Below are 22932 nucleotides of genomic sequence, written 5' to 3' on the forward strand. Positions count from 1 at the left end.
GCCGCGCACAGCGCCGCCGACTCCACCCGGTATGATCCTTGTCGGCAGCCTGTTCGCTTGTTGCAGTGTTCATCGTTCGCCTCAACACGCGGCAAGACTGGTCGCGAAACGCTCTGGTCGGGGCAGTTGATTCCGTGGACAGGTTCAGGACATACAATCGCACATGAGTCGCCTCGACAGTTTCATCCGGAGGATGACCGCACAGCGCGACATACTCGATCATGTCTGCGCCGAGGTGGCGAAGATGGAGGGGCCCGTGCTCGAGCTCGGCCTCGGCAATGGCCGGACGTTCCACCATCTGCGCGAGCGCCTGCCCGGACGCCGGATCGTAGCGTTCGACCGCGCACTTGCCGCACACGCCAGCTCAATTCCCGAAGCTGAAAACCTCGTGCTCGGCGAAATACGCGAGACGGCGAGCAGGTTCATGGGCATCGACGCCGCTCTTGTTCATGCCGATATCGGCACCGGCTATGAAGATCGCGATGCAGTGACCTCTACCTGGCTTCCCGATCTGACCGCGCGCCTGCTTCGCGTCGGCGGCATCGCTGTCAGCGGCACGCCGCTCGATCACCCGCAGTTGCAACGCCTCCCGCCGCCGCCTTCGGTGCCCGCCGATCGCTATTTTATCTATAGGCGCGTGTGAGGGGCCGGGACGACCTGAGTCGTCAGGGGCCAAGTCTTCAGGGGATCGTATACACCGCTATCTCCCGGTCAATGCCGCGCAGCGAGACCTCGTGGGGCACGGGCGTCAGTGCGTTCCTGTGCAAGAGATCGGCGGTGAGATTGTCGTCGACCACCGCCCGAGTGGCGAAGATCGCCTGTGCGTTGGCAAGGTTCTGGACCCGCGAAGCAATGTTGACCGTCTGGCCGAAATAGTCCTGTCGCTCATTCATAGACACGGCGATGCAGGGGCCGGCATGAACTCCGATCTTGAGCAGCAGATCCTCGCGCCCGCTCTTGTCGTTGAGCGTATGCATGGCATCGCGCATCCTGAGGGCCGCAGCAATCGCACGATCAGGCGTCGCGAAGGTCGCCATCACCGCATCACCGATCGTCTTCACCACCGCGCCTGCCTCCGCCGTGACGATCTCGTGCAGAACCTGGAAATGCTCGCGCACGAGATCGAAGGCTGAAAGGTCGCCCACCCGCTCGTAAAGCTCGGTCGATCCGCGCAGGTCGGTGAACAGGAACGTCAGGCTGGTGATCTTCAGGCGCTGGTTGATGTCGAGTGTATCCGTGCGGTAGAGATCGCGGAACGTCTGGTTGGTGAGCAGGCGCTTGGCGGTCAGGAAGGGCCGGCGTTTTCCCAGAAAATCATGCAATGCGTGGCCGGCTATGAAGACCGTCGGCAGCACGCGGGTATCGGTCCTGTTTTCCAGCGAAAAGCGCAACGGGCCGGGTCGCATCTCCAGCGTCTGGGTCTGGACATGGTCGCGGTCGAAGATCAGAGAGAGGCTCCGGCGCTCCTTTGTTGGTTCGCCCTTCCCGTCGATGAACTGCGCTGAGTGGGTGACCGGCTCGAAGACGATGACGAATTCGGACGGAAGCTGTATGGGCAGAACCGCCTTTTCACCGGGCGCAAGCTCGATATCCTCCAGCGAGAACGCTTCCATCTTTTCCGCGAAATCCTCTTCCGGCAGATCGACGCCGGACGCCCAGTAGATCTGGCGGAAATATTCCGCCACCGGCAGTTCGTGTGGATTGTGGGCGGCAATCCTGCGCACGCGAGGACTGACGGTGAATGTCACCTCGACCATCTCGTCGAGGGTCGGCGAATAGCCCTCGGAGCACAGCGCGCAGGTGTATTCGTCCTTTTGCAGGGTTTTCAGCGTGGCGTTGGTGTCGAGCACGCCGCCACAGCCGGGGCACAGAACATTCCAGGAAATGTCGAAGATGCCCACCCGCGCGGCATGGAGAAAGGCGCTTATGGCGCGCTCCTCGTCGAGGCCATGCTTGCTGGCGAAGGCTGGCGCATTGATGCGGCAAAGTTCGCGGTCCTCACCTTCCGCGATGGTTCGCTTGATCGCGTCGATCGCCTGCGGATCGACATCGGCCGATTGCCGCAAAAGTGAGAACAGATCCTGAGCTTCGTTCATCGTGCAGGCTCCGGAAAATGCACCCCGAGGCGTTTTGACCGGACCGGTCTTTGGTCCGAGTGCTCCATCTTACTGCGAAACGGATCGTACGGCCATTTGAATGGATAAGACTGGTGACCGTTCGATTTCCATTCGGCGGATTTTAACCGGCCGCAAGCAGCACTATGATGGTCCATGGAGCCTTCATCTTTGGGATTTTCTCCCGTGCCGACATCCGACAATCCGCCATTTCCCGCGGCCCTGCGCCTTTTCTCTGCGGTGGTCATCATCGTCCTGATCGTAGGCGCCGGCCTGTTTTTCGTGCCTGTTCTGGTGAAACCGGGCTGGCCTTGGGCCGTCACGCCGTTCAATGCGCGCTTCCTCGGTGGCTTCTACACCGCCGAAATGGTCGTGATGGCGGCACTGCTGGTCTGGAATCGCTGGTCGCCCGGCAGGCTCGTGCTCGTCATGGCCTTCATCTTCACCGTCATCGTGTCGGTGGCTTCGTTCATCAATCTCGGCTATTTCAACTTCGAGCGCAAAGCGCCCTGGCTGTGGTTTTTGGTCTATCTTGCTTCGGTCGCGGTATCCGGGCTGTTCCTGTGGCGGGCCAGGGCCCGTCCTTCTGCAAAAGGCGTAATCTTAAATCCCGCATGGCGCGGCTACATGCCGGCGGAATCCGCGATCCTTGGGCTCTATGGCGTCGGCCTGTTGCTGTTTCCCCTGACATTCAGTGGCATCTGGCCATGGCCGATCGATACCTTCCACGCTCAGGTCTACAGCGCCATCTTCCTCGCCGGTGCGGGCGGTACATATCTCGTCTGGAGAAGCGCGCGGCGCGAGGAACTGCTGGTGCTCGGGTTGGCGCAGTTTCTGGTTGGCCTGCTTGCCATCCTCGGCATCGTCATCACCGACGCTGCGGTGCACCGGATCGACTGGACGGCGACCGGGACATTGTGCTGGCTCGCCCTTTTCGGCTGGATCGGCATCAGCGGTGTTTTCAAACTCTACGCCGCCTCAAGGTATTTTAGCTCGCAATCGGTATCATAGGTTGAGAGACGGCTGGATTTTCAGGTGACGTCCGGTGCATCGTACCGGGCCGATTGCCTTCGCCGGGAATGCCATGACCAGCACGACCTCGCCACCCTCCGAGAAAATCCAGCCGCTGCTCCGGTCCGTCCGGCCAAGCGATGCGGAGGCGCTTTGCGCTATCTTCAACATGCCGGGCTTCCGCTGGGGCACGCTCAGGATGCCTTTCGAGATGGTGGAGCAGGTGGCGCGGCGCATCGCCAAGTCCGGCCCGGAAACCACCTGGATCGTTGCCGAGTTGGACGGCAAGGTCGTCGGCCATGGCAGCCTGGTCGTGCAGGGTTCACCGCGCCGTTCGCACATCGGCGAGATCAATATCGGCCTTGACGATGCCTTTGTCGGCAAAGGTATCGGCTCTGCCATACTTGGCGCGCTGCTTGACGTAGCCGACAACTGGCGCGCCCTGAAGCGGGTCGAATTGACCGTCTATGCCGACAACGAAGCGGCCCTCCGTCTCTACAAGAGCCACGGCTTTGAGATCGAAGGCCGGCATGTGAAGGCCGGCTTTACCGACGGGCAGTACCACGACCTCCTGAGCATGGCCCGGCTGCGGTTCTAAGATCCGCTGTTTGCCTTAGCTGTTCAGCCAATCTGACAATTCGTGCCGGGTCAGCGAACAGGTGATTGCTCATGGAGAACTGCGTAGGGCGCGGTCATTTCGTCTCACACCATCTTGATCGAGTTGACGATCTATGTGTGGGCCGGCCGCATCCAGCAAGTCTGGTCTCGCTTGGCGTTTGCACCGCAAGCGGCTAGACGGGACCAATGACCCCCGTCTTTGATCCAACCCCTACGCCTCCGGCGGAAATTCTGGCTGTGCTGTCGCTGCTCTGCCCGGAGGTCGTGCGCGACATCGAGCAGAACTGGAATGCACCGGTTTCCGACTACGCCCGCCATCTGTGGCGGCCGGTGGCAAGGCCTGCATCGGGCTCGGCAATCGCTGCCCGCTCGATCCTGCGCGAAGTCCTGCATCAGCGCCTCGGTAGGATTATGGAGCCTGAGGAGATCGGCAAAGCCCTCGACGAGTTCGAGCACAGACCGGTGATTCAGTCCGGCCTGCACTGCCTGCTTCTGATGGACCGGGTCACCTTCGATGCCCTCCTGCTTGCCTGGCTCGGCGCGGTCGAAAACGGGCTGTCGGCCTTCGTCGGCTTCATGGGAACGACAATGACCATGGAGACAGTTGGCCGGGAGGGGCCCGGATGGCTCGATGTCGGCGACGACAAGGTCAACCTGTTTGGCATGGGGCGCCACAAACTGTGCCGCAAAAGCGCCTGCGTGGCCGGTCCCGTCTCCCTCAACAAGCGCGCGCTCGAAGCGGTGGGCGACGAAACGGATGCCAGCCGCTGGCTGGGCACACTGCTTGCCAGCCAGGACAAGGTGTTTGGAACCGCCGCCGATGCGCTGACAGCCCTCAACGAGGATCTTGTCGCCAATTGGGATCGTGCCGGCATGGCCCTGCCGGTTTTCATCGATGATCGGCTCGCCGCGGCTGCCATGGCGCGGCATCTAGAATATGACGGCAGCCTTCTTTCCAGGCTGCTCACTGAGCCCGCAAGACGCCAGCGTCTCGAACATGCCTTGCAAGAGGCCGCATCGAGCCCATTTGGCAGATTCCTGCCCAATGCCACGGATTATTTCTGGGGCATCCGCGAGGAGCGCGTGCGCAAGCTCGTTCTCGAGAACGGGCACCTGATCGAGCCCGACAGGCCGCAAGGTCTTTCCATCCCATTCGAGCGGCCGCATCTCAGGCAGGCACTGCTGGACGGCGTGCTGCTGCCGAACTTGTTCCTGACGTTCCTCGTCCTTGCCATATTGCCGCGCGTGCGGGTTGTGGGCGGCCTGAGACAGATTGGCTATGTAGCGCTTTTCCACTCGATCCTTCTGGCTGTGCTAGACGAAAACGCGCCGGAAGAGCGCGAACTGGCCGCGGAGCTGCAGGTTCGGGAAAATGCCTGGGGCATGCGGGTCATCGATGAAAAGATCTCGGTCCGCGAGCAGCTTGCCAGCCTGCCGGAAGGGACGCTCTTCCCAAACCTGCTCCGGCAATACCGATTGCGGACACTTGCCGAGACGACCGACGACCTGAAACTGGTTCGCGAAAACGCCCGATGGCGCAAGATCGGCCGGGCAGAGATCAAGGCGACCTGAGCCTGGTGCGCAACCGCAAGCGACGACGATCTATCGGGGAGCCTCGATCCGGCCGCATAGGCCTCACCTGTCATTGCACGATACCGGCCTTGCGGAGCCCATCCACCACATGTTCGAAATCGGCAGGGTTCTTGTAGGGCAAGACTTTGCGACGGTATTCCAGCGAATACTCGGGATTGACGCGAAGCACCTCCTGCCATGCCGCGCGAGCCTCCGCGAAACGGCCCAGATGGCCGTAGCTGGCGGCCAGAAGCGCGCGCGAGACGTCGGTGACAGCGTTGCGAGCCAGCCGTTGCATCAAGAGGTCAACGGCCTCTTCGTACCTTCCTAGTTGAAACGAGGCCAAAGCCTGGAAGTGCAGAAGCACATCCGGAAAGTATGGATTCAAAGCCTTCCCCCGGCTGAAACTCTCGAGGGCCTCTTCGGATCTGCCCGAATAATACAGCGCCTCGCCGAGGGCGACGTGCCCCTCGGCGAAGTTTGGATTGAGGACTATCGCGCGCTCGGCCTCGTTGATGGCCCCATCGTGCCGTCGTGTGTACAGCTTGGCCAAGCCCAGCGCCCAATGCGCCCAGGGATCGCCGCCATCCAGCGTTACCGCTCGCGTTGCGGCCTCTTCCGCTTGCGCCATCGATTCCGGCGGCGACGCACTCCACCTGTTCAGGTAATCGAGTCCGTGCGTGAGGGCGAGGAAGGCGTGGGCAGAGGCAAACTTCGGGTCCAGTTCGATGGCACGTTGCAAGAGGTCGCGGGCTGCGACGTTCGTCTCCTTCGTCAGCCGGTGCCACAGCTCCCGGCCCCGCAGGAAACAGTCATACGCCTCCGTGTTGCGCGGGTGCTCGGGCGCTAGCCGCTGACGATCACCCTCAGTCAGATTGAGCGCCAGCGCACCGACGATCTGCTGCGTCACGTCGTCCTGCACGGCGAATATGTCGGTCAGGTCGCGATCGAACCGCTCCGCCCAAAGATGGCCGCCCGAGGTTGCATCGATGAGCTGCGCGGTGATGCGCACCCGGTTCCCCGACTTGCGTACGCTGCCCTCAAGCACATGCCGCACGCCGAGCTTCGTGCCCACCTCCTGCACATGGACGTTCTGGCCCTTGAAGGTGAACGACGAATTGCGTGCGATGACGAAGAGCTGCGACAGTTTGGACAGCGCCGTGATGATGTCTTCAGAGATGCCGTCGGCGAAGTAGTCCTGTTCGGCGTCACCGCTCATGTTGGCGAACGGCAGCACGGCGATCGACAGCTTTGGCGGCGCTGCCGTCGCCGGCCGGCTCGTCGCGGTTTCCGTTGTCGCGGCCGCCTTGGTCCCGGTGCTACCGACTTGCAGCGAATAGACCCGGATCGGCTCGGCGATGTTCTTGAGCTGCGTGCTGCCGAGATCGCTGACCGAGAGGTCGAGCCTCGCCTTGACCTGGCGATAGGCATCCTCGGACAGGCAGATGGCGCCGGGCGCCGCGACGCCCTCCAAACGCGAGGCGATGTTGACGCCGTCGCCCATCAGGTCGCCGTCGCTTTCTTCGACCACATCCCCCAGATGGATGCCGATCCTGAACTCGATACGGCGGTCCTGCGGCACGCCGGCATTGCGCTCAACCATACCATTCTGAACCTCAATGGCGCAGCGCACGGCATCCACAACACTGCGGAACTCAACCAGCGCCCCATCCCCGGTGCGCTTGATCACCCGTCCGTGGTGCACTGCGATGATCGGATCGATCAGGTCGCTGCGCAGTGCCCGCAACCTCGCCAAGGTACGATCTTCATCCGCGCTCGCGAGCCGGCTGTATCCGACCACATCTGCAGCCAGAATTGCGGCTAACTTACGATTCTCGCTCAAGGGTCCGTCTCCTCATCTCCACGATAGCAGGAAGACGGAGGCAAGAGGGAACTTTCGCAAAGGACGGCCACGCAGCCGCCCGAATCGGCAGCGCTCTGCCACAGGATCCGCACGGATCGTTCGATGCACAGTTGCGCTGCCACTTGCTGGTCGACGGCTATCGGTGCATCCTTATGAATAGCCTGGCCGTGAAGTGCGGGCGAGATCACGCCGTCACGGCCACCAGTGAGGTCTTGTTCGATGGACTGCTCGGGCTGCGGTTTCGAGATTGAGGGCGGTTACGCCTTCTGTCCGAGGTGTGGCAGGCGCCAGCCAGTGCCATGCGCCAGTTGCGGCTACCCCTGCGCACCTGATTTCGAGTTCTGTCCGAAATGTGGGGCAAGCGTCGGTGCGTCCGCAAAGGCCGTCGAACGGCCTGCTCCGACACCAAGCCGGACCATTGTGCCGCCTTCTCGAACTCCGTCGCTGCTTCCGAACATCGAAAGCGAAGAAGGGCTGCACCCCGTCTCTGACGCCGATCGCCGGACGGTAACGGTGCTGTTCGCCGACCTTTGCGGCTTCACGACACTCAGCGAGCAGCTCGACCCCGAGGTCATGCAAGCGCTGCAGAACAAACTGTTCAAGGAATTGACGTCGGCCGTGCGAAACTTTGGTGGTTTCGTCGACAAATTCATCGGCGATGCGCTGCTGGCTTTGTTCGGTGCGCCGGTTGCGCATGAGGACGATCCGGAACGTGCGCTTCGCGCCGCTCTCGACATGATCGCCCGGACGGCGCGGCTCGGCGAAAGCACCCCCCACTCCGGCTCGCCTCTGTTACTCCACATCGGCATAAACACCGGTCCGGTCGTTACTGGCGGATTGGGCATCGGCACCGCCAGATCCTATTCGGTGACCGGCGACACAGTGAATACGGCGCAACGCCTGCAATCGCTGGCCGCACCGGGTGAGGTGCTGGTAGGCGAGCTCACTCACAAGCTGACCCGACATGCCTTCTCTTACGAGTCGCTGGGCGATGTCGTGTTTCGCGGCAAGGCTGGCAGCGTGCTCGTCCATCGACTGGACGCACCGCTTGCGACGCCGCGTGCAGCGCGCGGGCTCGAGGCGCTCGGCCTCAGTGCGCCGCTGATAGGTCGTGGTGCGGAGCTCAATAGAATGCTGGCGAGCCTTGACCAGGCGTGCAGCGGCTCGGCCCAACTTGTCCGCCTGGTCGGAGAAGCCGGTATCGGGAAATCGCGGCTGGTGAAGGAGTTCGTCGCCCGCGTCGGCGACGAGGAGCGCTTTCGCGACGTCGCCGTGCGACAGGCCACGTGCTCACCGCTGGGCGAACAATCATTTGGCGCCTTGGGCGCAGTGGTGCGCAGCGCTGCCGGGATGATGCAAAACGACAATGGGGACGAGATGCGGGGGAAGCTCGCAGGCTTGCTTGCCGATCTCGGCCTGCAGGGCGAGGAGGCGAAGCGGCTGATGCCTTTGCTCTACCATGTGCTCGGCCTCGGCGACCCCGATGCCACCTTGCAGCATGTCGAGCCTGAGCAGCTGCGGCGGCAAATTCTCTACGCAGTCCGCACAATCATCGAACGGCGGCTTACGTTGTCGCCGCTATTGATTGTCGTCGAAGACCTGCACTGGGCCGACGCCGTGTCGCTCGAGGCACTGCGTTTCGTGATGGACAGGTTGGAACGCACGCGGTTGATGTTGCTGGTCACGCATCGTCCGGCGCCGGACAACGACCAGCTCGACTCAAGTCGGGTCAGTCACACAGCGCTCAGGCTTCCGCCGCTCAACAATGATGACGGACGCAGCCTGCTGGCGGCGCTTTTCGGCGAGAGCTGGGTAAACTCCGCAGGAGGGCTTCTCGACCAGATCCTCGAGCGCGCGGGCGGCAACCCCCTTTTTGTAGAGGAGATCGTTCGCGGCCTTATCGATCGCGGTGTACTGATGCGCGACGGCCAGCGATGGCGGACTGTGGCAGGCGAAGTCGCAACCGGCATCCCCGCCACTATCCAGGCAATGTTGCTTGCCCGCGTCGACCGGCTGCCCCAAGAGGTGCGCCGGTTGGCCCAGGAGGCCGCGGTAATCGGCCCGCGCTTCGATGCCACACTTCTGAAAACCGTGACAGCCGACCCCGCCCGGCTTGAAGCCGGCTGCGAACTGCTTTGCGATGCCGAAATCATCGAGGAAGTTGCCGGATCAGGCTCGGTCTCGTCGCAAAGCTACCGCTTTACGCAAACATTGCTGCAGGACGTGATCTACCAGAATCTGCTCCTGCAACGCCGGACCGAAATCCACGGGCGGATCGGTGCTGCCTTGGAGCAGCTGTGCGGCGACAAGCCGGAACGGCTCGAGGATTTGACCGTGCTCGGTCATCATTTCGCACAGAGCGCCGAGCGGGAGAAGGGCGCGCATTACCTGCAGGCGGCAGGCGATCGCGCTCGTATGATATACGCCAATGACGACGCCCTTCGTTTCTACGAGCGAGCACTGACTGCATTGGACGCGATCGGGCAAACACCGCTCAAACTGGCAATTGCGGAGCGCATTGCCGATTTGAGCGGCCCGGCAGGCCGCCGCGAGATCGCCCACCACCACTACGAGACTGTGTTGCAGGCATACCGCGAGTCGGCCAATCGCGTCGCCTCGGCGCGAGTTTTGCGTAAAATCGGTCGGCTGCTCTGGGACGTCGGCAAGCGGGACAAGGCAGAACCCCGCTATGCTGAGGCGGCAGCGCTCCTCGATGGAGCGGATGCTCCGATCGAGCAGGCGCATCTGTGGCAAGAACGTGGCCGGCAGGCGTTCCGCAGCGGAGATCACGCTCTCGCGGCAAAATGGGCAGACGCGGCGCTGGATTGCGTAGGCACTCTGACAACGGAGCATGTCTCCGAGGTAGGGCGTGATGCCACTCTTGTGACCGCCGAGGCACTCAATACCAAGGCTGTCGCGCTGGCTCGCCTTGGGCGAAACCGTGAGGCCGTGCGTCAGGTTGAGCGCAGCATTGAATTGGCCGAAGCCGCCGGTCTGCTGGGCGCGGCCTGCCGCGGCTACACCAATCTCGGCGTGCTTTACACGACCATCGATCCAGCGCAGGCGATGGAGGTCTGTCGGCGCGGTCTTGAAGTGGCGCGCCGTATTGGTGATTTGGGTTTCCAGGCGCGCCTTCTCGCCAATCTCGCGGTCGCTTGCTGTACTTTCACGGATCGCTGTCCAACGGAGGGCGTGCCTGCTGCCGAGAAGGCCATCGAGATCGACCGGGCGCTCGACCAGCGCGAGCACCTGCCGGTGCCGCTGATCGTGCTTGGGCAGATCCACCAGTGCAACGGCCGTCCGGACCTGGCGGTTGGGTTGTTTCACGAAGCACTGGACGTAGCCCGCGAAACGGGCGAACCCCAACTGCTGTTTCCGTGTTATGATGGCCTCGCAACGCTTAATCTCGACCTCGACAATCTGGCCGAGGCCGAACGCTACTTTTCCCTGGCGCAGGGTATATGCGCCCAGCACGGGCTCGACCCGGAAGCGCTTGTGGTGCTGCCTTTTCTCGACTAGCCGGGGTTGGAGGTTGGAAATGTCCGCGCGTAGTGACTTGCTGCCGCTTCAACCGGGCGACCGTGCGCCAAACGTGGTACTCGACGCCATTACCCAGGAAGGCAAGATCGCACTTGACGACTTTCGCGGCCAAAAACCGGTGCTGGTCGGCCTGTTTCGAGGTCTGCATTGTGCGTTTTGCCGGCGCCATATCGCCGCCCAGGCGCGGCTTGATCCGGAGCTGCGCGAAAAGGGCGTGGAGAGCCTGACGGTGGTCAACACGCCGATCGACCGGGCGCGTCTCTATTTCCGCTACCACCCGATGCCGAACCTGCTTGCGGCCTCCGACCCTGAACGCGCTTCACATCGTGCCTTTGGACTGCCCAACCTCGAATTCACCCAAAACGAGACGAACTGGCCGTACAAGGTCTCGATGGCAGCGGCAAAGGATATGCGGGTCGACATACCCGGCGAGTTACCCGGTCCTATGGATCCTATTGCGGCCAGCGAAATCCTCAACAAGATGGACCATTACGAACTGACCGAAGCCGACGAGCAGATGCTAGCAACGGGACACGGACAATTGGTCGGTCAGTTCCTGCTGGACCGGCAGGGGATCGTTCGCTGGAGCTTCACGGAGGTTCCAGAGGGCGGGCGATACATGTTTGGGGCGCCAAACCCGCAGGAGCTGATGTCAGCCGTATCCCAGGTCGCCCAATAGACTTGCGAACCAGGTAAGCGGGCGGGACGCTGAACAAAAAGCGGAACCAATTTGTTACAAATCGAGACACTGACAAGTTCACCGTTCATGCGAGCACGGCCTCGACTTTGCCAACAAAGTCATCGAGCGAGCGATCCCCGCGAATCTCGATGCGCGGAAGGTCGATGGGATCGCAATCGAGGTCCGCCGGCCCGTGTCTGCCGCCGAAGCCGATTCGATAGCCGCACTCCCTAGCCAGCCTGCCAAGCCGTCGGTCGGTGACAGAGAAGGGCGCCGCGAACGCCGTGGTTGGCCGATCCGTCCACCGTTCGATGAACATACGAGAGCGCAGGAACTCGGCGGCCAAGTCAGAGCTCGACAGACCATCGATCGCGCGATGCGTCGCCAGATGGCTTCCGAAGAACGCACCTTCGCCGGCGAGGCGTCGCACCGTCCCGGCGTCCATAAGCTGCGTCGGTGGGCCGCTGTAGGCGTCCCACAGTGCACTTTCACCCACCAAGTCCGTCACCAGGAATACTTCCGCGGTCAGGTCGTTCGCGCGCAAGATCGGCCAGGCATGGTCGGCAAAGTTCTGGAAGCCGTCATCGCACGTGATGAGCACTGGGCGGCCAACGAAAGGCTGACGGTTGGCGATGAACCATTCCAGCTGCTCGGACCTAATCGCGTGAAAGCCATTGGCGCGCAGCCATGCCATTTGGCTGGCGAATAAGGCGGGCGTGAGCCGAAAACGGGCGAGCGCGGCCGGACCTTCATCGGAGACGCTGTGATACATGAGGACAGGGATACGCTGTCGCCGCTCGCTACGCGCGACGTCGCGGCGCAAGGCCCGCGCCCCGCCCCAGACGATATTTCGCGCGACCCCGATTTCGACGGGTGCGCGGATTGGCGCATGATCTATCATCGGTTCCGTCGCCACGTCGCCTGGTGACAGGCGGCGGAAGCGGTCTATGCGGTAGAGCTCGGTCTGGATCGATTGCTCGAGGACGAGGCCGTCGGTCGCTGCCAGCATCTCTGAGATTGCTTGTGCACCGAATGTGTTCCAGTCGAAGCCCGTCCTTTCAACATTGTCTCGCAGCACGAATGCGTGTGCGCTGATGAAACTGCCGCCAGGCGCCAACGCTCCAGCGAGTTTTTTGGCGATGCGCCGCAACTCGGTGAGATCATCCAGGTAGTAGAGCGCTTCCGAACAGACGATCAGATCCATTTCGCCCGGCAGGGTGTCCGCTGAGAAATCCAGTATGCCGAACTCAACATTCGGCTGATCGCTGCATCGCGCGCGCGCCCGCCCGATGGCTACGGCGGAGATGTCAGTTGCGGTCAAATGGCCCACGCGCGGCGCCAGCTGCCGCGTGAAGTGGCCCTCCGCGCAGGCCAGCTCAAGCGCCCGTCCGATGGGACCGGCAGGCAGAATTTCGAGCTGCCGCTCATATTTTTCCTGCTCATAGGGCGAACCGTAGTTCCAGGGATCCTCGGTGGCGAAATGGCGATTCCAGAAAGACGTGCGATCATTGTCGCGCCCATCCGTGGCCCGTGCACGGCGCGGCGCTGCAAGAGGCTCTTTAGTTTCGGCGCTCGACCGAACCAGCGCCTGCGCTTCCGCGGCCAATCCCGCGAGTTTGCCGAAATGGCTGTCCCGATCAGACCGGCGTCCCGCCATGGACAACAATGCCTCGGCTGCAAACTTGTTTGACTTGTCGGCACCGGCGCCCTTTTGCGGTTCATGTACAGGCGATCGCCTCGCAAGCCGCGCGGCACTGTGCATAAGCCGCTCAGGGGGCACGGAATTCAGGATCAATTCAATCCAATGACGCCTTGTCACGTTCCCGAGTACGCCGAACTGCACGAGAGCCTCGATCCGGCCGTCCAGCATCAGATAGGCATAGATTTGATCTATTCCTTCCGGCACTTCGATCGAGGCCGGATTTCGCGCGTCGACACGAATTCCAAGTGTCCGCGCCAGCTTGCGCGGCGCGGCAAGATCGTCGACATCGAGCAGCATTTGCTCAAGGTGATACTGGACGCGGCGAGCCGCGTCGGGATTGTTCCAGACCCTGCCGAGTTCGATGATCAGCTCGGTGAGGGAGCCGCCGAACCTGTCCCACCTGGCAGCCAATTGCGCTGGCACCGACAGGCTTCCTGCCATAAGGCCATCGACGGCCACCTTGGCGATCTCACGCGCCCACTTACGTCCTGCCGGGAGCGCGCGCAGGGATTGCGGGTTGATCGAGCGCGAGCCGCAGCCGCAATCTGACGCGGCGTTCCACAATGCGAACCACGCGAGCGCTTCGGAAGCGGTGCCACCGTTCGCCTCGATCGCTCCATTGGCGTGAGCCGATGCCGGGTGTTTGACCCTGGGATCGGCTGAAAAGCCTCGAGCGATCACTATTTCGGCATCTGCCAGCATCCGCGTCGAATTGCGGCTGAGCGCGTTGGGGCTGGCCCGATAGAAAGCGAGCGGCTCGTTGACCATAACCCAATTTTTGCCCAGACGTGCGAGGCGCTGCCACAGGTCCCAGTCCTCGCAGGTGCGCAGAGACACATCGAAACCGCCCAACTCGACAATTATCTCCCGGTCGACCAGCAGCGCGTGAATGGCGATGGCACACCGGCGGGCGAATGTTTCGAAAGGCTGGATCGCGACTTCCGTTGCGATGCTCGCCGGGGTGAGTCCGCCGTCGGGCATCACGCGCCGGGAATCGCAATAGGCGGCCACTGCATCGGGAGCAGATTTCAGTGCGGCCAGCATCTTCGCAAGGAAGCTGGCATCCACCCAATCGTCCGCATCCAGAAACATGAGCCAGCGGCCGCGCGCTGTCGAAATCCCGCTATTGCGCGCGCCGGCGGGGCTATGCGCACGAGACCTCAACGTCCGAAATCGGGCATCGTGCTCTACATAACCGGCGATGATCGCGGGGGTGCGGTCCGTGGAGGCGTCGTCGACGATGATCGCCTCCCAATCCACTATTTCCTGATCGAGAAGGCAATCGAGAGCGCGCGCCAGCGTTACCTCAGCGTTGTGCGCAGGAACCACGATTGAAACCAAGGGATCATGCGCCACGCCGTCTTACCCGCGCCAGGTACGAGGTAGAACAAGATGCGTTGATGTTTCTCGGCGAAGGCCGTCACAATCGACGCCGATCAGTCCGTCGACCCATCGTCCATCACCACTATATTCAGTATCTGGCAGGTCTGCCGGCGGATGCCGGCAAGCGTTGCGCCGACGGTTTGCTCGGCATTGAACATCGGTACCACACCGCCTTGCGGTAGCATTGTCCTGGATCATCGAGCTTTCGTCTTCTTCGGCAAGAGTCGGCAAATGTCAAAACCGGATGACGGCATCGGCTGGCAGCACTGCCCTGTCAAGATAAGGGCGAATTAGAGGCGGGCAAAAAAGACTTGAAGACAGGCCGAATGGCAAGCGCGCATGCCCGACGGCTTGGAGCTGAGGCCGATGCGCCAGGGCATCTTCGCTCTCGCATTTCATCTGCAAAAAGATGATCGCGGGCGAAGACGCAAGCTGATCCGGATCGAGCCGCATGTCGAATCTACCCGAATGGGGACGTACGAACCGACTTAAGCCGAGAAGATTTCGGCTTGCGGGTCGGCAATTTTGCTGGCAAGTTTATCAGTTGCTAAATTAGCGCTGGGACAATGTTCAAAGGAGGGGCATGGGATGGCCAAGGAATCTTCGAGTACCGCTTCTTCGGCAAATAAAGCGGACGCAAATCTGATAAGTAATGCAGAAGGAAGCGGGCTGACCTTCATGGCGGGCCAGGCTCGCGAGAGCGGGGCCCCCGGCGACGCCGTCGGTGTCGACAAGATACGTGATCTGCTGTTCGGCAACCAGATGCAGGACTATGACCGCCGCTTTTCCAAGCTCGAAGAACGGGTCTTGCAGCGCTTCAAGGATGTCGAATCCGAGGCCAAGCGCAATCTTGAAATGTACGAGTCAAATGCAAAGAAGCAGGTCGACTCGCTTGCGGCGCAATTGCGGAACGAAAAAGACGCGCGAGCCGATGCCGACAAGGAGATTGATCGGAATCTTCGCGAGCAAAATCAGGCGCTCGAAAAGCAAGTGCGCGCGTTGTCGGATCAGTTGAGCGAGCTTGAGCGGGAAGTTGCGGACCGGATAAATCGAAACGATCATTTGCTGCGTGAGGAAATCAAGCAAAAGAATGAAAGCATTCAGATGCTGATGGAGAAAATGTTTTCTGATCTCGGCAACGTCAAGACCGACCGAAATCTTTTGGCTGGCCTGTTTGTTGAGGTTGCAAAATGTCTAAATCAGGATCCCGTCGGCAGCAAGAACAACTCGGAGCGTACGTGGAAAGTGAGTTGATCGGAACTTGACGTCGACCGTCGACCCAATCAGCCTTCCTCAAAGAGGAGCTTCGAACGATACAGAGATTGATCGCGAGGCTCTGGCTCGCCTTTTGATCGAAATTGCCCGGAACGTTGATCCGGACTATCGTGCGCGTCTCGACGGAATCCCAGCCGCCGACCCTCGCATGGAAACGCTGCGCCAGTTGCTGGTCGGCCGCGAAATTTCGGAGCTTTCACGAGTTACGCATCTGCTCGACGAACCTGAGCAGCTTGCGGCCGCAGTGGGGGGCGTCCTCCCCAGTGCAGCCGCACGTGCGCTTCATGCGCAACTCGGGGAGGCCCTTGCGCCAGCTGTCGAGAGGGCCGTGCAACGGTCTATCCAGAAGAGCCCGCGTACGCTTACGGATATATTGTATCCGGTGTTTCTGCCGGCTATTCGCAAGTCGATCGGCGAAAAGATCGACCAAACCTTTCAATCGCTGAATGAAACTTTAAGACATATATTTACCTGGCATGGGCTCAAGTGGAGACTTGAAGCTTGGAGAACAGGAGCGAGCTTCTCAGAAGTTGTTCTTAAGCATTCTCTTGTCTATCGTGTAGAACATGTTTTTCTCATCAATCGCAATTCCGGGCTTTTGATAGCGCATGTAACTGCTGATAATGCAACCAGCGAAGATCCCCAACTCATTTCTTCTATGCTTAGTGCAATTCAAGATTTTGTAAGGGACTCATTTAACGAGAAAGAACAGAGCGGCCTGGACACGATCCGTTTCGGGGAGCTTCGTCTCTGGTCGGAAGTTGGACCGTTTGCGACCTTGGTGGCGGTGATCCGGGGAAATCCGCCGGAGGAATTACATGAAATAATTCGCGATGTATTGCTTCGCATCCATGATGAATACTCACAGGCTCTAGAGCAGTTTGACGGCGATAGTTCGCAGCTGGTCGGCGTAGAGACGCAGTTGCAGACCTGCGTTGAACTGAAGCAGGAGGAATCAAACCAGGGATTTCCGTGGCTGGTCTTGGCTGCAGTCCTGCTGGTTTTGATTCCCGCAGGCGGTTGGTTCTTTCTTTCCTGGCAATCCGGGCAGCGCTGGCAGGCCTATGTGTCGCGACTGGGGACCCAGCCGGGCATCATCGTTGCCGAACAAAAGGTGCACAATGGCCAATTCTATGTTGCCGGCCTGAGAGACCCGCTTGCCGCCGACCCGGAGTCGCTGTTGGCCGGAACGGAGGTCGATCCCGCCCGCGTTCATTCGCAGTGGCAATTCTATCAGAGCCTCGAGCCGGAGTTCGTGTTGAAGCGGCTAACGGCGTCGCTGGTTCCGCCGGATTCAGTACGACTTTCGATCGTCAATCATCGCATCGTTGCCCAGGGTGAGGCTCCCGACACCTGGATAGTTCGGGCGCGCGCAGCGGCCCAACAACTTTCGGCAGGCGGACCGGAATTCGATATCTCCAGGGTTCGTGATGTGAGCCCCGAAACACGTGCGGTGGAGCACTGGCGGGCCTATGTGTCGCGACTGGAGGCCCAACCGGGAATCATCGTCGCCCAACAAGCGGCGAGGGGCGGACATTTCTATATTTCCGGCCTGAGAGACCCGCTTGCCGCCGACCCGCAGGGTCTGCTGTCCGGAACGGAGGTAGATCCTGCCCGCGTTCATTCGCAGTGGCAATTCTATCAGAGCCTTGATCCGAAGTTCGTCCTGAAGCGGCTGATAGTGTCGCTGACCCCGCCGAAATCGGTTCGGCTTTCGATCGTCGAGGATCGCATCGTTGCCGAGGGTGAGGCTCCCGATACCTGGATAGATCGGGCGCGCGCAGCGGCCCGACAGCTTTCGGCAGGCGGACCGGAATTCGACATCTCCAAGGTTCGTGATGTGAGCCCCGAAGCACGCGCGGCGGAGCACTGGCAGACTTATGTGTCGCGACTGGAGGCCCAAGCCGGAATCATTGTCGCCCAACAAACGGCGCGGGGCGGACATTTCTATATTTCCGGCCTGAGAGACCCCCAGGCCGCCGACCCGAAGGCTCTTCTGTCCGGAACAGGGGTCGATCCTGCTCGCGTTCATTCGCAGTGGCAATTCTATCAAAGCCTCGATCCGAAGTTCGTGGTGAAGCGGCTGATGGCGTCGCTGACTCCGCCTGATTCAGTACGGCTTTCGATCATCAAGGATCGCATCGTTGCCCAGGGTGAGGCTCCTGCCGCCTGGATAGATCGGGCGCGGGTCGCCGCCCAAGAGCTGTCCGCGGACGGACTCTCTCTAGAACTCTCCGAGCTGCGTGAGTTGACCCCTCCGCAACTCACTCATTTGAGGGAGGCTATTCAAGCGGTCAACATTTTCTTCGATTCTGGCAAGGCTGTACCGGGACCGGAGCAACTGCCGGTTCTCGACAATTTGGCGAACCAGTTGAAGCAATTGGCCAAGGACGCCCGCAACGCAGGCGTAACAGCACAGTTCATGTTGACCGGCCATTCGGACGAGACGGGCCGTGAAACGGCCAAATTGTCGATCAGCGCCGCGCGCGCGGAAACAGTTCGTGCGCTTCTCAAGAAGCGCGGCGTCGATCCGGAGTTGCTCTTGGTTCGCGGCGCGGGCACCTTTGAGCCAGCGGAGATTGAAAATAGCCGAACGGGGAACTCCGCCAACCGCAGAGTTTCGGTTACGGTAAACTTCCACTAGGGCGGAGCCCAGGAAATTGCAAAAGAAGATCTGCATGTTGGGCGGGTTCGCTGTCGGAAAGACGAGTCTCGTTCGCAGGTTTGTGCAAAGCATCTTTTCAGAAACCTACTTGACCACGGTGGGAGTGAAAATCGACAAGAAGAGTGTCGCATTCCCGGACAAAACCGTGGATCTGATTTTGTGGGATTTGGCCGGCGAAGACGATATCGGCTCATTCCGCGTCAGCTATGTGCGAGGTGCGAGCGGGCTCGTGCTTGTCGTCGATGGAACCCGCGCCGCTACTCTTGAAGTGGCGCTCACGTTGCGCGAGCGGGCCGAGGCTGAATTCGGCGCTATGCCGTTTGTATTGCTGTTCAACAAATCCGATCTGGCCGATCGGTGGGCAATATCGGATAGTGAAATTAACGAACTGAGGCAACTTGGATGGCAAATCTATCTAACAAGTGCGCTTTCAGGTGAACATGTTGATGATGCGTTTCGTCAGCTTGCTTCGATGGTTAGCAAATAGACCATGCATGAAATGCCACGAGAAGTCAGAAGCTGGATTTACGATTTCTTCTATAACGAGCACTCCGTCGCATATCTGAAAATCGACGCCCAGCTTTGCATAGCTGCGAAGGGCGGTAACGTTAAACATTACGGACTCTCATCAGTTCGCATAGGTAAGCCTGTTGCCGAGCAGCTTGAATTCATGGAAGGTTTGCTGCCCTGCCCGGAGCTTCCATATCATATGGCCATGGTCGAACTGCCTAGCGGGCGTGTCGCGGACCTCCATCTTTTTGCTGACAATGCCTGCGTGTGGCTGCTCTTTCTTGACGCCACTGCCGAACGCGACAATAGGCAGCGACTTCAACAGAAGGCTTATGAAATGACGCTCCTGCAAGAGAGGGAGCGTCAACTCAACGAGAAATTACAGTCGATGAACGAGGCGTTGAGGGCGAGCCAAGAGGGATTGTCGCGTGAATACCAGCGCGCCGAAGCCCTGCTCCTCAACATTCTTCCGGCGTCTATCGCGGAGCGGCTAAAAGCGCACGAAGAAATTGCAGACAACTACGCAGAGGTGAGTGTGCTTTTTGCCGACATCGTTGGTTTTACGGAAAGAGCGCGGAACGTCGGAGCGGTGACGACGCTCGCTATTTTAAATTACTTCTTCAAGGCGGCGGATCTGCTCTCGGAGCGATACGGCTGCGAAAAGATCAAGACAATCGGCGATTGTGTGATGGTGGTCGCTGGCCTGCCCGCCGCGCGATCCGATCATGCGGAAGCCCTTGCGCACTATGCACTTGAACTGCGGAAGGCGGTCAAGCTCGAACGCTTCGCAGGAGAACCGATAAGACTCAGAATTGGAATTCACTCAGGACCAATCGTAGCAGGCGTCATAGGCAAAAGGCGGTTTGCCTATGACCTATGGGGCGACACCGTCAATCTCGCCGCACGTATCCAAACGTCCGCGGAGCCCGATGAGATCCGTATTTCGGACGCAACTCACAAACTGCTTGGACCAAATTTTGCCTGCGACCCACTCGCGGAAACGGAATTGCGTGGGACAGGTCGTGTGCGAATGTGGCGGCTCCCGGCCTGATTTGCCGCATGGCGGTGCCGACCCCGGAGCGCATTGCATCTCAAGCAACATCATGGTTTCGAATGCCCGCAACGGTGCGCGAAGCAGTCGACTGCCGAGCGACCGATGCCCAGTTCCTATAACGGCTGGAGGCTGGGCCTGGGCCGGAATGCCCTCCCCGGCGGCTAAGTAGACACCGCGAAGTAGCCGGCGTAACGCTCTGGGTCGGAACGATGACGTCTTGCACCGCAACATCGGTTTCTTCAAGGTAGGGCAACAACGGACATCGATGTCGTTGCTCGCCGATCTGACCGGAAGGTTAACAGCACGATGCTACGCATCACTCGACGATTGGGAGCCAGGGCCTTGGCGCGCCCGGCACGGCGTCTCGGAGACCTGACTGCGATGTTTGCCCTGATTGCCAGACCGCTCGTCTTTGGGATCGCCCTTTTGTTGGCTGCTCAGGCGCAGGCGCAGGCGCCGGCGACCGTCCCGCCTGAAAGGGTCAAACAGCTGTTCGAGCTTCTCGACGATCCGTCAGTGAAGGCCTGGGTGGCCGAACAGCGAAATCAGGACGCCGGATCAACGGGAGCGCCCGCCGAGAGAGGAGCTTCGCCGACCAACGCATCGTCCGGTGCCGTGGTCGCACCCGGCCAGATGAATACGATGGCATCCTCGACGCTCGATGGGATCAGGCATCATATCGAAAGAATCATGCGAACTTTGCCCTTGCTGCCAGGCCAGTTCGCGCGCGTTCGGGCAGAGACGATGGAGGATATGTCCAGCAAGGGGTCTGCCGCCGTATTTGCGCTGATTGCAATGTTCATCGCTGCCGGCCTGGCGCTCACTTGGGCAACGTACAAGTTCACCCGTCCATTTCGTCTTTGGATTATCGCGCAACCGAAGGATACGCCCGTTGGGCGAGCCAAGAAGATTGGTGGTCGCATGCTTTATTCCAGCATGCTGATCGTCTCTTTCGCACTGGGCAGCGCCGGCGCGTTCATGTTGTTCGACTGGCCAATGCTTATCCGCGAGATTGTGCTGACATTTCTGATGGCGGCAGTCGTTACATGGGGTGTGCGCATGTACGTCATGGCCACGCTCGTCCCTTCCTTCATGAACGTCGAGAACGCCGTCGAGGTTCGTGCTTTGCCGATCACCAACGAAGCGGCTGACCATTGGTCCTATTGGCTACCCCGGATCGTCGGCGTCTTCGCCTTCTTCGGCGCCGCGTTTATCCTCTTGCCAGGTCTCGGCATCGATCAGGACGGAATGATGGTCCTGTCACTGGGCGCCGACTTCGTGCTGCTGGTGCTCCTGCTGCTCGCGATTTGGCGTCGGCCAAGAACGCAGCGAGACGGTGCGCGCCACATCGGTCACACGGAAGCGACATGGCTATTGACTGCTTATTTCGTAGTCCTGTTCCTGCAGCGCATCGCCGGCCTTTATACATACTTCTGGTTTACCTTCGCCGCATTCTTCCTGCCTTTGGCAATCGTGATGACGCAGCGCGGGGTTAATTTCGTTCTGCGGCCAGGTTCGGAAGATGTCGGCCGGCCTACGATCCCGGCGGTGACGATCGCTGTCATCGATCGCGGAATCCGAATGATTTTCATCCTGGCGGCGGCTTACCTTCTCGCACGTATCTGGGGTCTGGACATGCAATCCATGCGGGACAGCGATACGACGACGACGTTCATATTGCGCGGCTTGATCAATGTCGTGGTCATTGCCCTCGCAGCCGACTTCGGCTGGTCGATCATCAAAGCTTTGATCGAACGAAAGCTGGGCATCGAAACACCGCACCCTGTGATCAGCGACGAGGACGTCACTATCCTCGATCCGCAGCAGGCGCGGCTGCACACGCTCTTGCCGATCCTCCAGAATATTCTGCTCGCATCGATCATCGTGATGGCGGTGCTTATGATGCTCGCCTCGCTGGGTATCCAGATCGGCCCATTGATCGCCGGCGCTGGCGTCGTCGGCGTCGCCGTGGGCTTTGGGGCACAAACCATTGTCAAGGACGTCATTTCAGGCGTGTTTTTTCTGCTCGACGATGCGTTCCGTGTTGGCGAATACATTTCATCGGGCAATTACAAGGGTACTGTTGAAAGCTTTTCGCTGCGCTCGGTGAAGCTGCGCCACCATCGTGGTCCGCTGTTCACGATACCTTTCGGTGAACTCGGGGCAGTCCAGAACCAGAGCCGTGACTGGGTTATCGATAAATTCAACATCACCGTTGGTTATGACACCGATATCGACTTCGCTCGCAAGCTGATCAAGCGGATCGGGCTCGAACTGGCGGAAGATCCCGAGTTCAAACACTGGGTGCTCGACCCGATCAAGATGCAGGGCGTACAGGAGTTCGGCGAATACGGCATCGTATTGAGGGTCAAGGCCACAACCAAGCCGGGAGGCGCCTTCGGTATGAAACGCAAATTCTATGTACGCCTCCGCCAGGTCTTCAAGGAGCAGGGCATCGAACTGCCATTTCCGACCGTCCAGGTTCAGGGGCTACAGAACCCACATGGGGCAGAGAATGCGCCGTTGGAGATCACACCCGAGTTAAAAATGGCCGTCGCGCAGTCGCACACTATTCGGCGCAGAAGAAAGGCTAGCACAACGGAATAAGAAAGCTGCGACACCTGCCGGTCACAACCCGGCTTTCCGCGCATCGCCCGTGGGCAGGGATACTTTTCTGTCTTCGACCGTTAGGACGAAAAAATATCGTCACTAGCCTCACCGACCCCTGACGGTACTTTGAAAGATTCGGGCGGCAGTACGCCGGAGGTCCGTTGGACCTGGCGTTGGCGTCGAGCTCTACATGCCAATAGATGCCGAACGCAACGAACGGATTTATTTCAATGCTTTGTGGCGCATCATAGTAAGCGGTGTTCTCAGGCCACGGCCTTGAGCTCGAGCTTGTTGATGTAGACCCAAGGCAGGAGATCGTCGATCTGGCTGTTGGG

At 60.2% G+C, this 22932-nt stretch carries 15 protein-coding genes; 11 read left to right on the forward strand and 4 right to left on the reverse strand.

Translation table 11 applies throughout. From position 1 onward, the window contains the following. The first annotated feature begins 163 nt into the window (after positions 1–163). On the forward strand, positions 164–643 hold the full coding sequence (locus tag NKH21_RS27745) for a class I SAM-dependent methyltransferase (protein ID WP_352868936.1): 480 nt from the start codon (positions 164–166) through the stop codon (positions 641–643). A gap of 37 nt (positions 644–680) precedes the next feature. Here the strand turns inward: NKH21_RS27745 and NKH21_RS27750 are convergent, their stop codons facing one another. Continuing rightward, complete coding sequence (locus NKH21_RS27750; protein WP_352868939.1) at positions 681–2096, reverse strand: adenylate/guanylate cyclase domain-containing protein; 1416 nt, start codon at positions 2094–2096, stop codon at positions 681–683. A gap of 204 nt (positions 2097–2300) precedes the next feature. On the opposite strand from NKH21_RS27750, the gene NKH21_RS27755 reads away from it, so the two are divergent. The 3 genes from NKH21_RS27755 (at position 2301) to NKH21_RS27765 (ending at position 5315) form a co-directional block, all read left to right on the forward strand. Continuing rightward, positions 2301–3125 carry a hypothetical protein gene (locus NKH21_RS27755; RefSeq protein WP_352868942.1) on the forward strand — a complete coding sequence of 275 codons (825 nt, stop codon included), beginning with the start codon at positions 2301–2303 and terminating at the stop codon, positions 3123–3125. Positions 3126–3198: 73 nt separating this feature from the next. Next, positions 3199–3723 carry a GNAT family N-acetyltransferase gene (locus NKH21_RS27760; RefSeq protein ID WP_352868945.1) on the forward strand — a complete coding sequence of 175 codons (525 nt, stop codon included), beginning with the start codon at positions 3199–3201 and terminating at the stop codon, positions 3721–3723. Positions 3724–3929: 206 nt separating this feature from the next. Beyond that, a complete protein-coding gene (locus NKH21_RS27765; protein WP_352868948.1) occupies positions 3930–5315 on the forward strand; it encodes a hypothetical protein in 1386 nt (461 codons plus the stop codon). 70 nt (positions 5316–5385) lie between these two features. On the opposite strand, the gene NKH21_RS27770 is transcribed toward NKH21_RS27765, so the two are convergent. Then, complete coding sequence (locus tag NKH21_RS27770; RefSeq protein ID WP_352868951.1) at positions 5386–7158, reverse strand: adenylate/guanylate cyclase domain-containing protein; 1773 nt, start codon at positions 7156–7158, stop codon at positions 5386–5388. Positions 7159–7398: 240 nt separating this feature from the next. Between NKH21_RS27770 and NKH21_RS27775 the strand changes: the two genes are divergently transcribed. Together NKH21_RS27775 and NKH21_RS27780 are read left to right on the forward strand one after the other, a co-directional pair. Then, complete coding sequence (locus NKH21_RS27775) at positions 7399–10698, forward strand: ATP-binding protein (RefSeq protein WP_352868954.1); 3300 nt, start codon at positions 7399–7401, stop codon at positions 10696–10698. Between the two features lie 19 nt (positions 10699–10717). After that, positions 10718–11398, forward strand: a complete 681-nt coding sequence (locus tag NKH21_RS27780) for a peroxiredoxin-like family protein (RefSeq protein WP_352868957.1) — start codon at positions 10718–10720, stop codon at positions 11396–11398. A gap of 85 nt (positions 11399–11483) precedes the next feature. On the opposite strand, the gene NKH21_RS27785 is transcribed toward NKH21_RS27780, so the two are convergent. Together NKH21_RS27785 and NKH21_RS27790 are read right to left on the reverse strand one after the other, a co-directional pair. Next, complete coding sequence (locus NKH21_RS27785) at positions 11484–14456, reverse strand: trifunctional glycosyltransferase/class I SAM-dependent methyltransferase/polysaccharide deacetylase (protein WP_352868960.1); 2973 nt, start codon at positions 14454–14456, stop codon at positions 11484–11486. A gap of 80 nt (positions 14457–14536) precedes the next feature. After that, the gene (locus NKH21_RS27790; RefSeq protein WP_352868963.1) at positions 14537–14668 is read right to left on the reverse strand and encodes a glycosyltransferase family A protein; all 132 of its coding nucleotides are present in this window, start codon (positions 14666–14668) and stop codon (positions 14537–14539) included. A 403-nt stretch (positions 14669–15071) separates the two neighbouring features. On the opposite strand from NKH21_RS27790, the gene NKH21_RS27795 reads away from it, so the two are divergent. The 5 genes from NKH21_RS27795 to NKH21_RS27815 all read left to right on the forward strand — a co-directional run bounded on the left by NKH21_RS27795 (position 15072) and on the right by NKH21_RS27815 (position 22594). Beyond that, positions 15072–15737 carry a DUF3450 domain-containing protein gene (locus tag NKH21_RS27795; RefSeq protein WP_352665310.1) on the forward strand — a complete coding sequence of 222 codons (666 nt, stop codon included), beginning with the start codon at positions 15072–15074 and terminating at the stop codon, positions 15735–15737. 7 nt (positions 15738–15744) lie between these two features. Continuing rightward, the gene (locus tag NKH21_RS27800; protein ID WP_352868966.1) at positions 15745–18402 is read left to right on the forward strand and encodes an OmpA family protein; all 2658 of its coding nucleotides are present in this window, start codon (positions 15745–15747) and stop codon (positions 18400–18402) included. A 16-nt stretch (positions 18403–18418) separates the two neighbouring features. Next, positions 18419–18910 carry a Rab family GTPase gene (locus tag NKH21_RS27805; RefSeq protein ID WP_352868969.1) on the forward strand — a complete coding sequence of 164 codons (492 nt, stop codon included), beginning with the start codon at positions 18419–18421 and terminating at the stop codon, positions 18908–18910. A gap of 3 nt (positions 18911–18913) precedes the next feature. Continuing rightward, positions 18914–19984, forward strand: coding sequence for an adenylate/guanylate cyclase domain-containing protein (locus NKH21_RS27810; protein ID WP_352868972.1), 1071 nt, complete (start codon positions 18914–18916; stop codon positions 19982–19984). 384 nt (positions 19985–20368) lie between these two features. After that, on the forward strand, positions 20369–22594 hold the full coding sequence (locus NKH21_RS27815; RefSeq protein ID WP_352868975.1) for a mechanosensitive ion channel family protein: 2226 nt from the start codon (positions 20369–20371) through the stop codon (positions 22592–22594). Positions 22595–22932: the final 338 nt, after the last annotated feature.

Origin of the sequence: Mesorhizobium sp. M1329, assembly GCF_040318035.1 — a bacterium.
Classification (GTDB): Bacteria; Pseudomonadota; Alphaproteobacteria; order Rhizobiales; family Rhizobiaceae; genus Mesorhizobium.

What these genes read in the sequence shown, in the direction of transcription:
- NKH21_RS27745 (WP_352868936.1), top strand. Translation starts at nt 164, where the DNA reads ATGAGTCGCCTCGACAGTTTCATCCGGAGGATGACCGCACAGCGCGAC.
- NKH21_RS27750 (WP_352868939.1), bottom strand. Translation starts at nt 2,096, where the DNA reads ATGAACGAAGCTCAGGATCTGTTCTCACTTTTGCGGCAATCGGCCGAT.
- NKH21_RS27760 (WP_352868945.1), top strand. Translation starts at nt 3,199, where the DNA reads ATGACCAGCACGACCTCGCCACCCTCCGAGAAAATCCAGCCGCTGCTC.
- NKH21_RS27765 (WP_352868948.1), top strand. Translation starts at nt 3,930, where the DNA reads ATGACCCCCGTCTTTGATCCAACCCCTACGCCTCCGGCGGAAATTCTG.
- NKH21_RS27775 (WP_352868954.1), top strand. Translation starts at nt 7,399, where the DNA reads ATGGACTGCTCGGGCTGCGGTTTCGAGATTGAGGGCGGTTACGCCTTC.
- NKH21_RS27780 (WP_352868957.1), top strand. Translation starts at nt 10,718, where the DNA reads ATGTCCGCGCGTAGTGACTTGCTGCCGCTTCAACCGGGCGACCGTGCG.
- NKH21_RS27790 (WP_352868963.1), bottom strand. Translation starts at nt 14,668, where the DNA reads ATGCTACCGCAAGGCGGTGTGGTACCGATGTTCAATGCCGAGCAAACC.
- NKH21_RS27795 (WP_352665310.1), top strand. Translation starts at nt 15,072, where the DNA reads ATGGCCAAGGAATCTTCGAGTACCGCTTCTTCGGCAAATAAAGCGGAC.
- NKH21_RS27810 (WP_352868972.1), top strand. Translation starts at nt 18,914, where the DNA reads ATGCATGAAATGCCACGAGAAGTCAGAAGCTGGATTTACGATTTCTTC.
- NKH21_RS27815 (WP_352868975.1), top strand. Translation starts at nt 20,369, where the DNA reads ATGTTTGCCCTGATTGCCAGACCGCTCGTCTTTGGGATCGCCCTTTTG.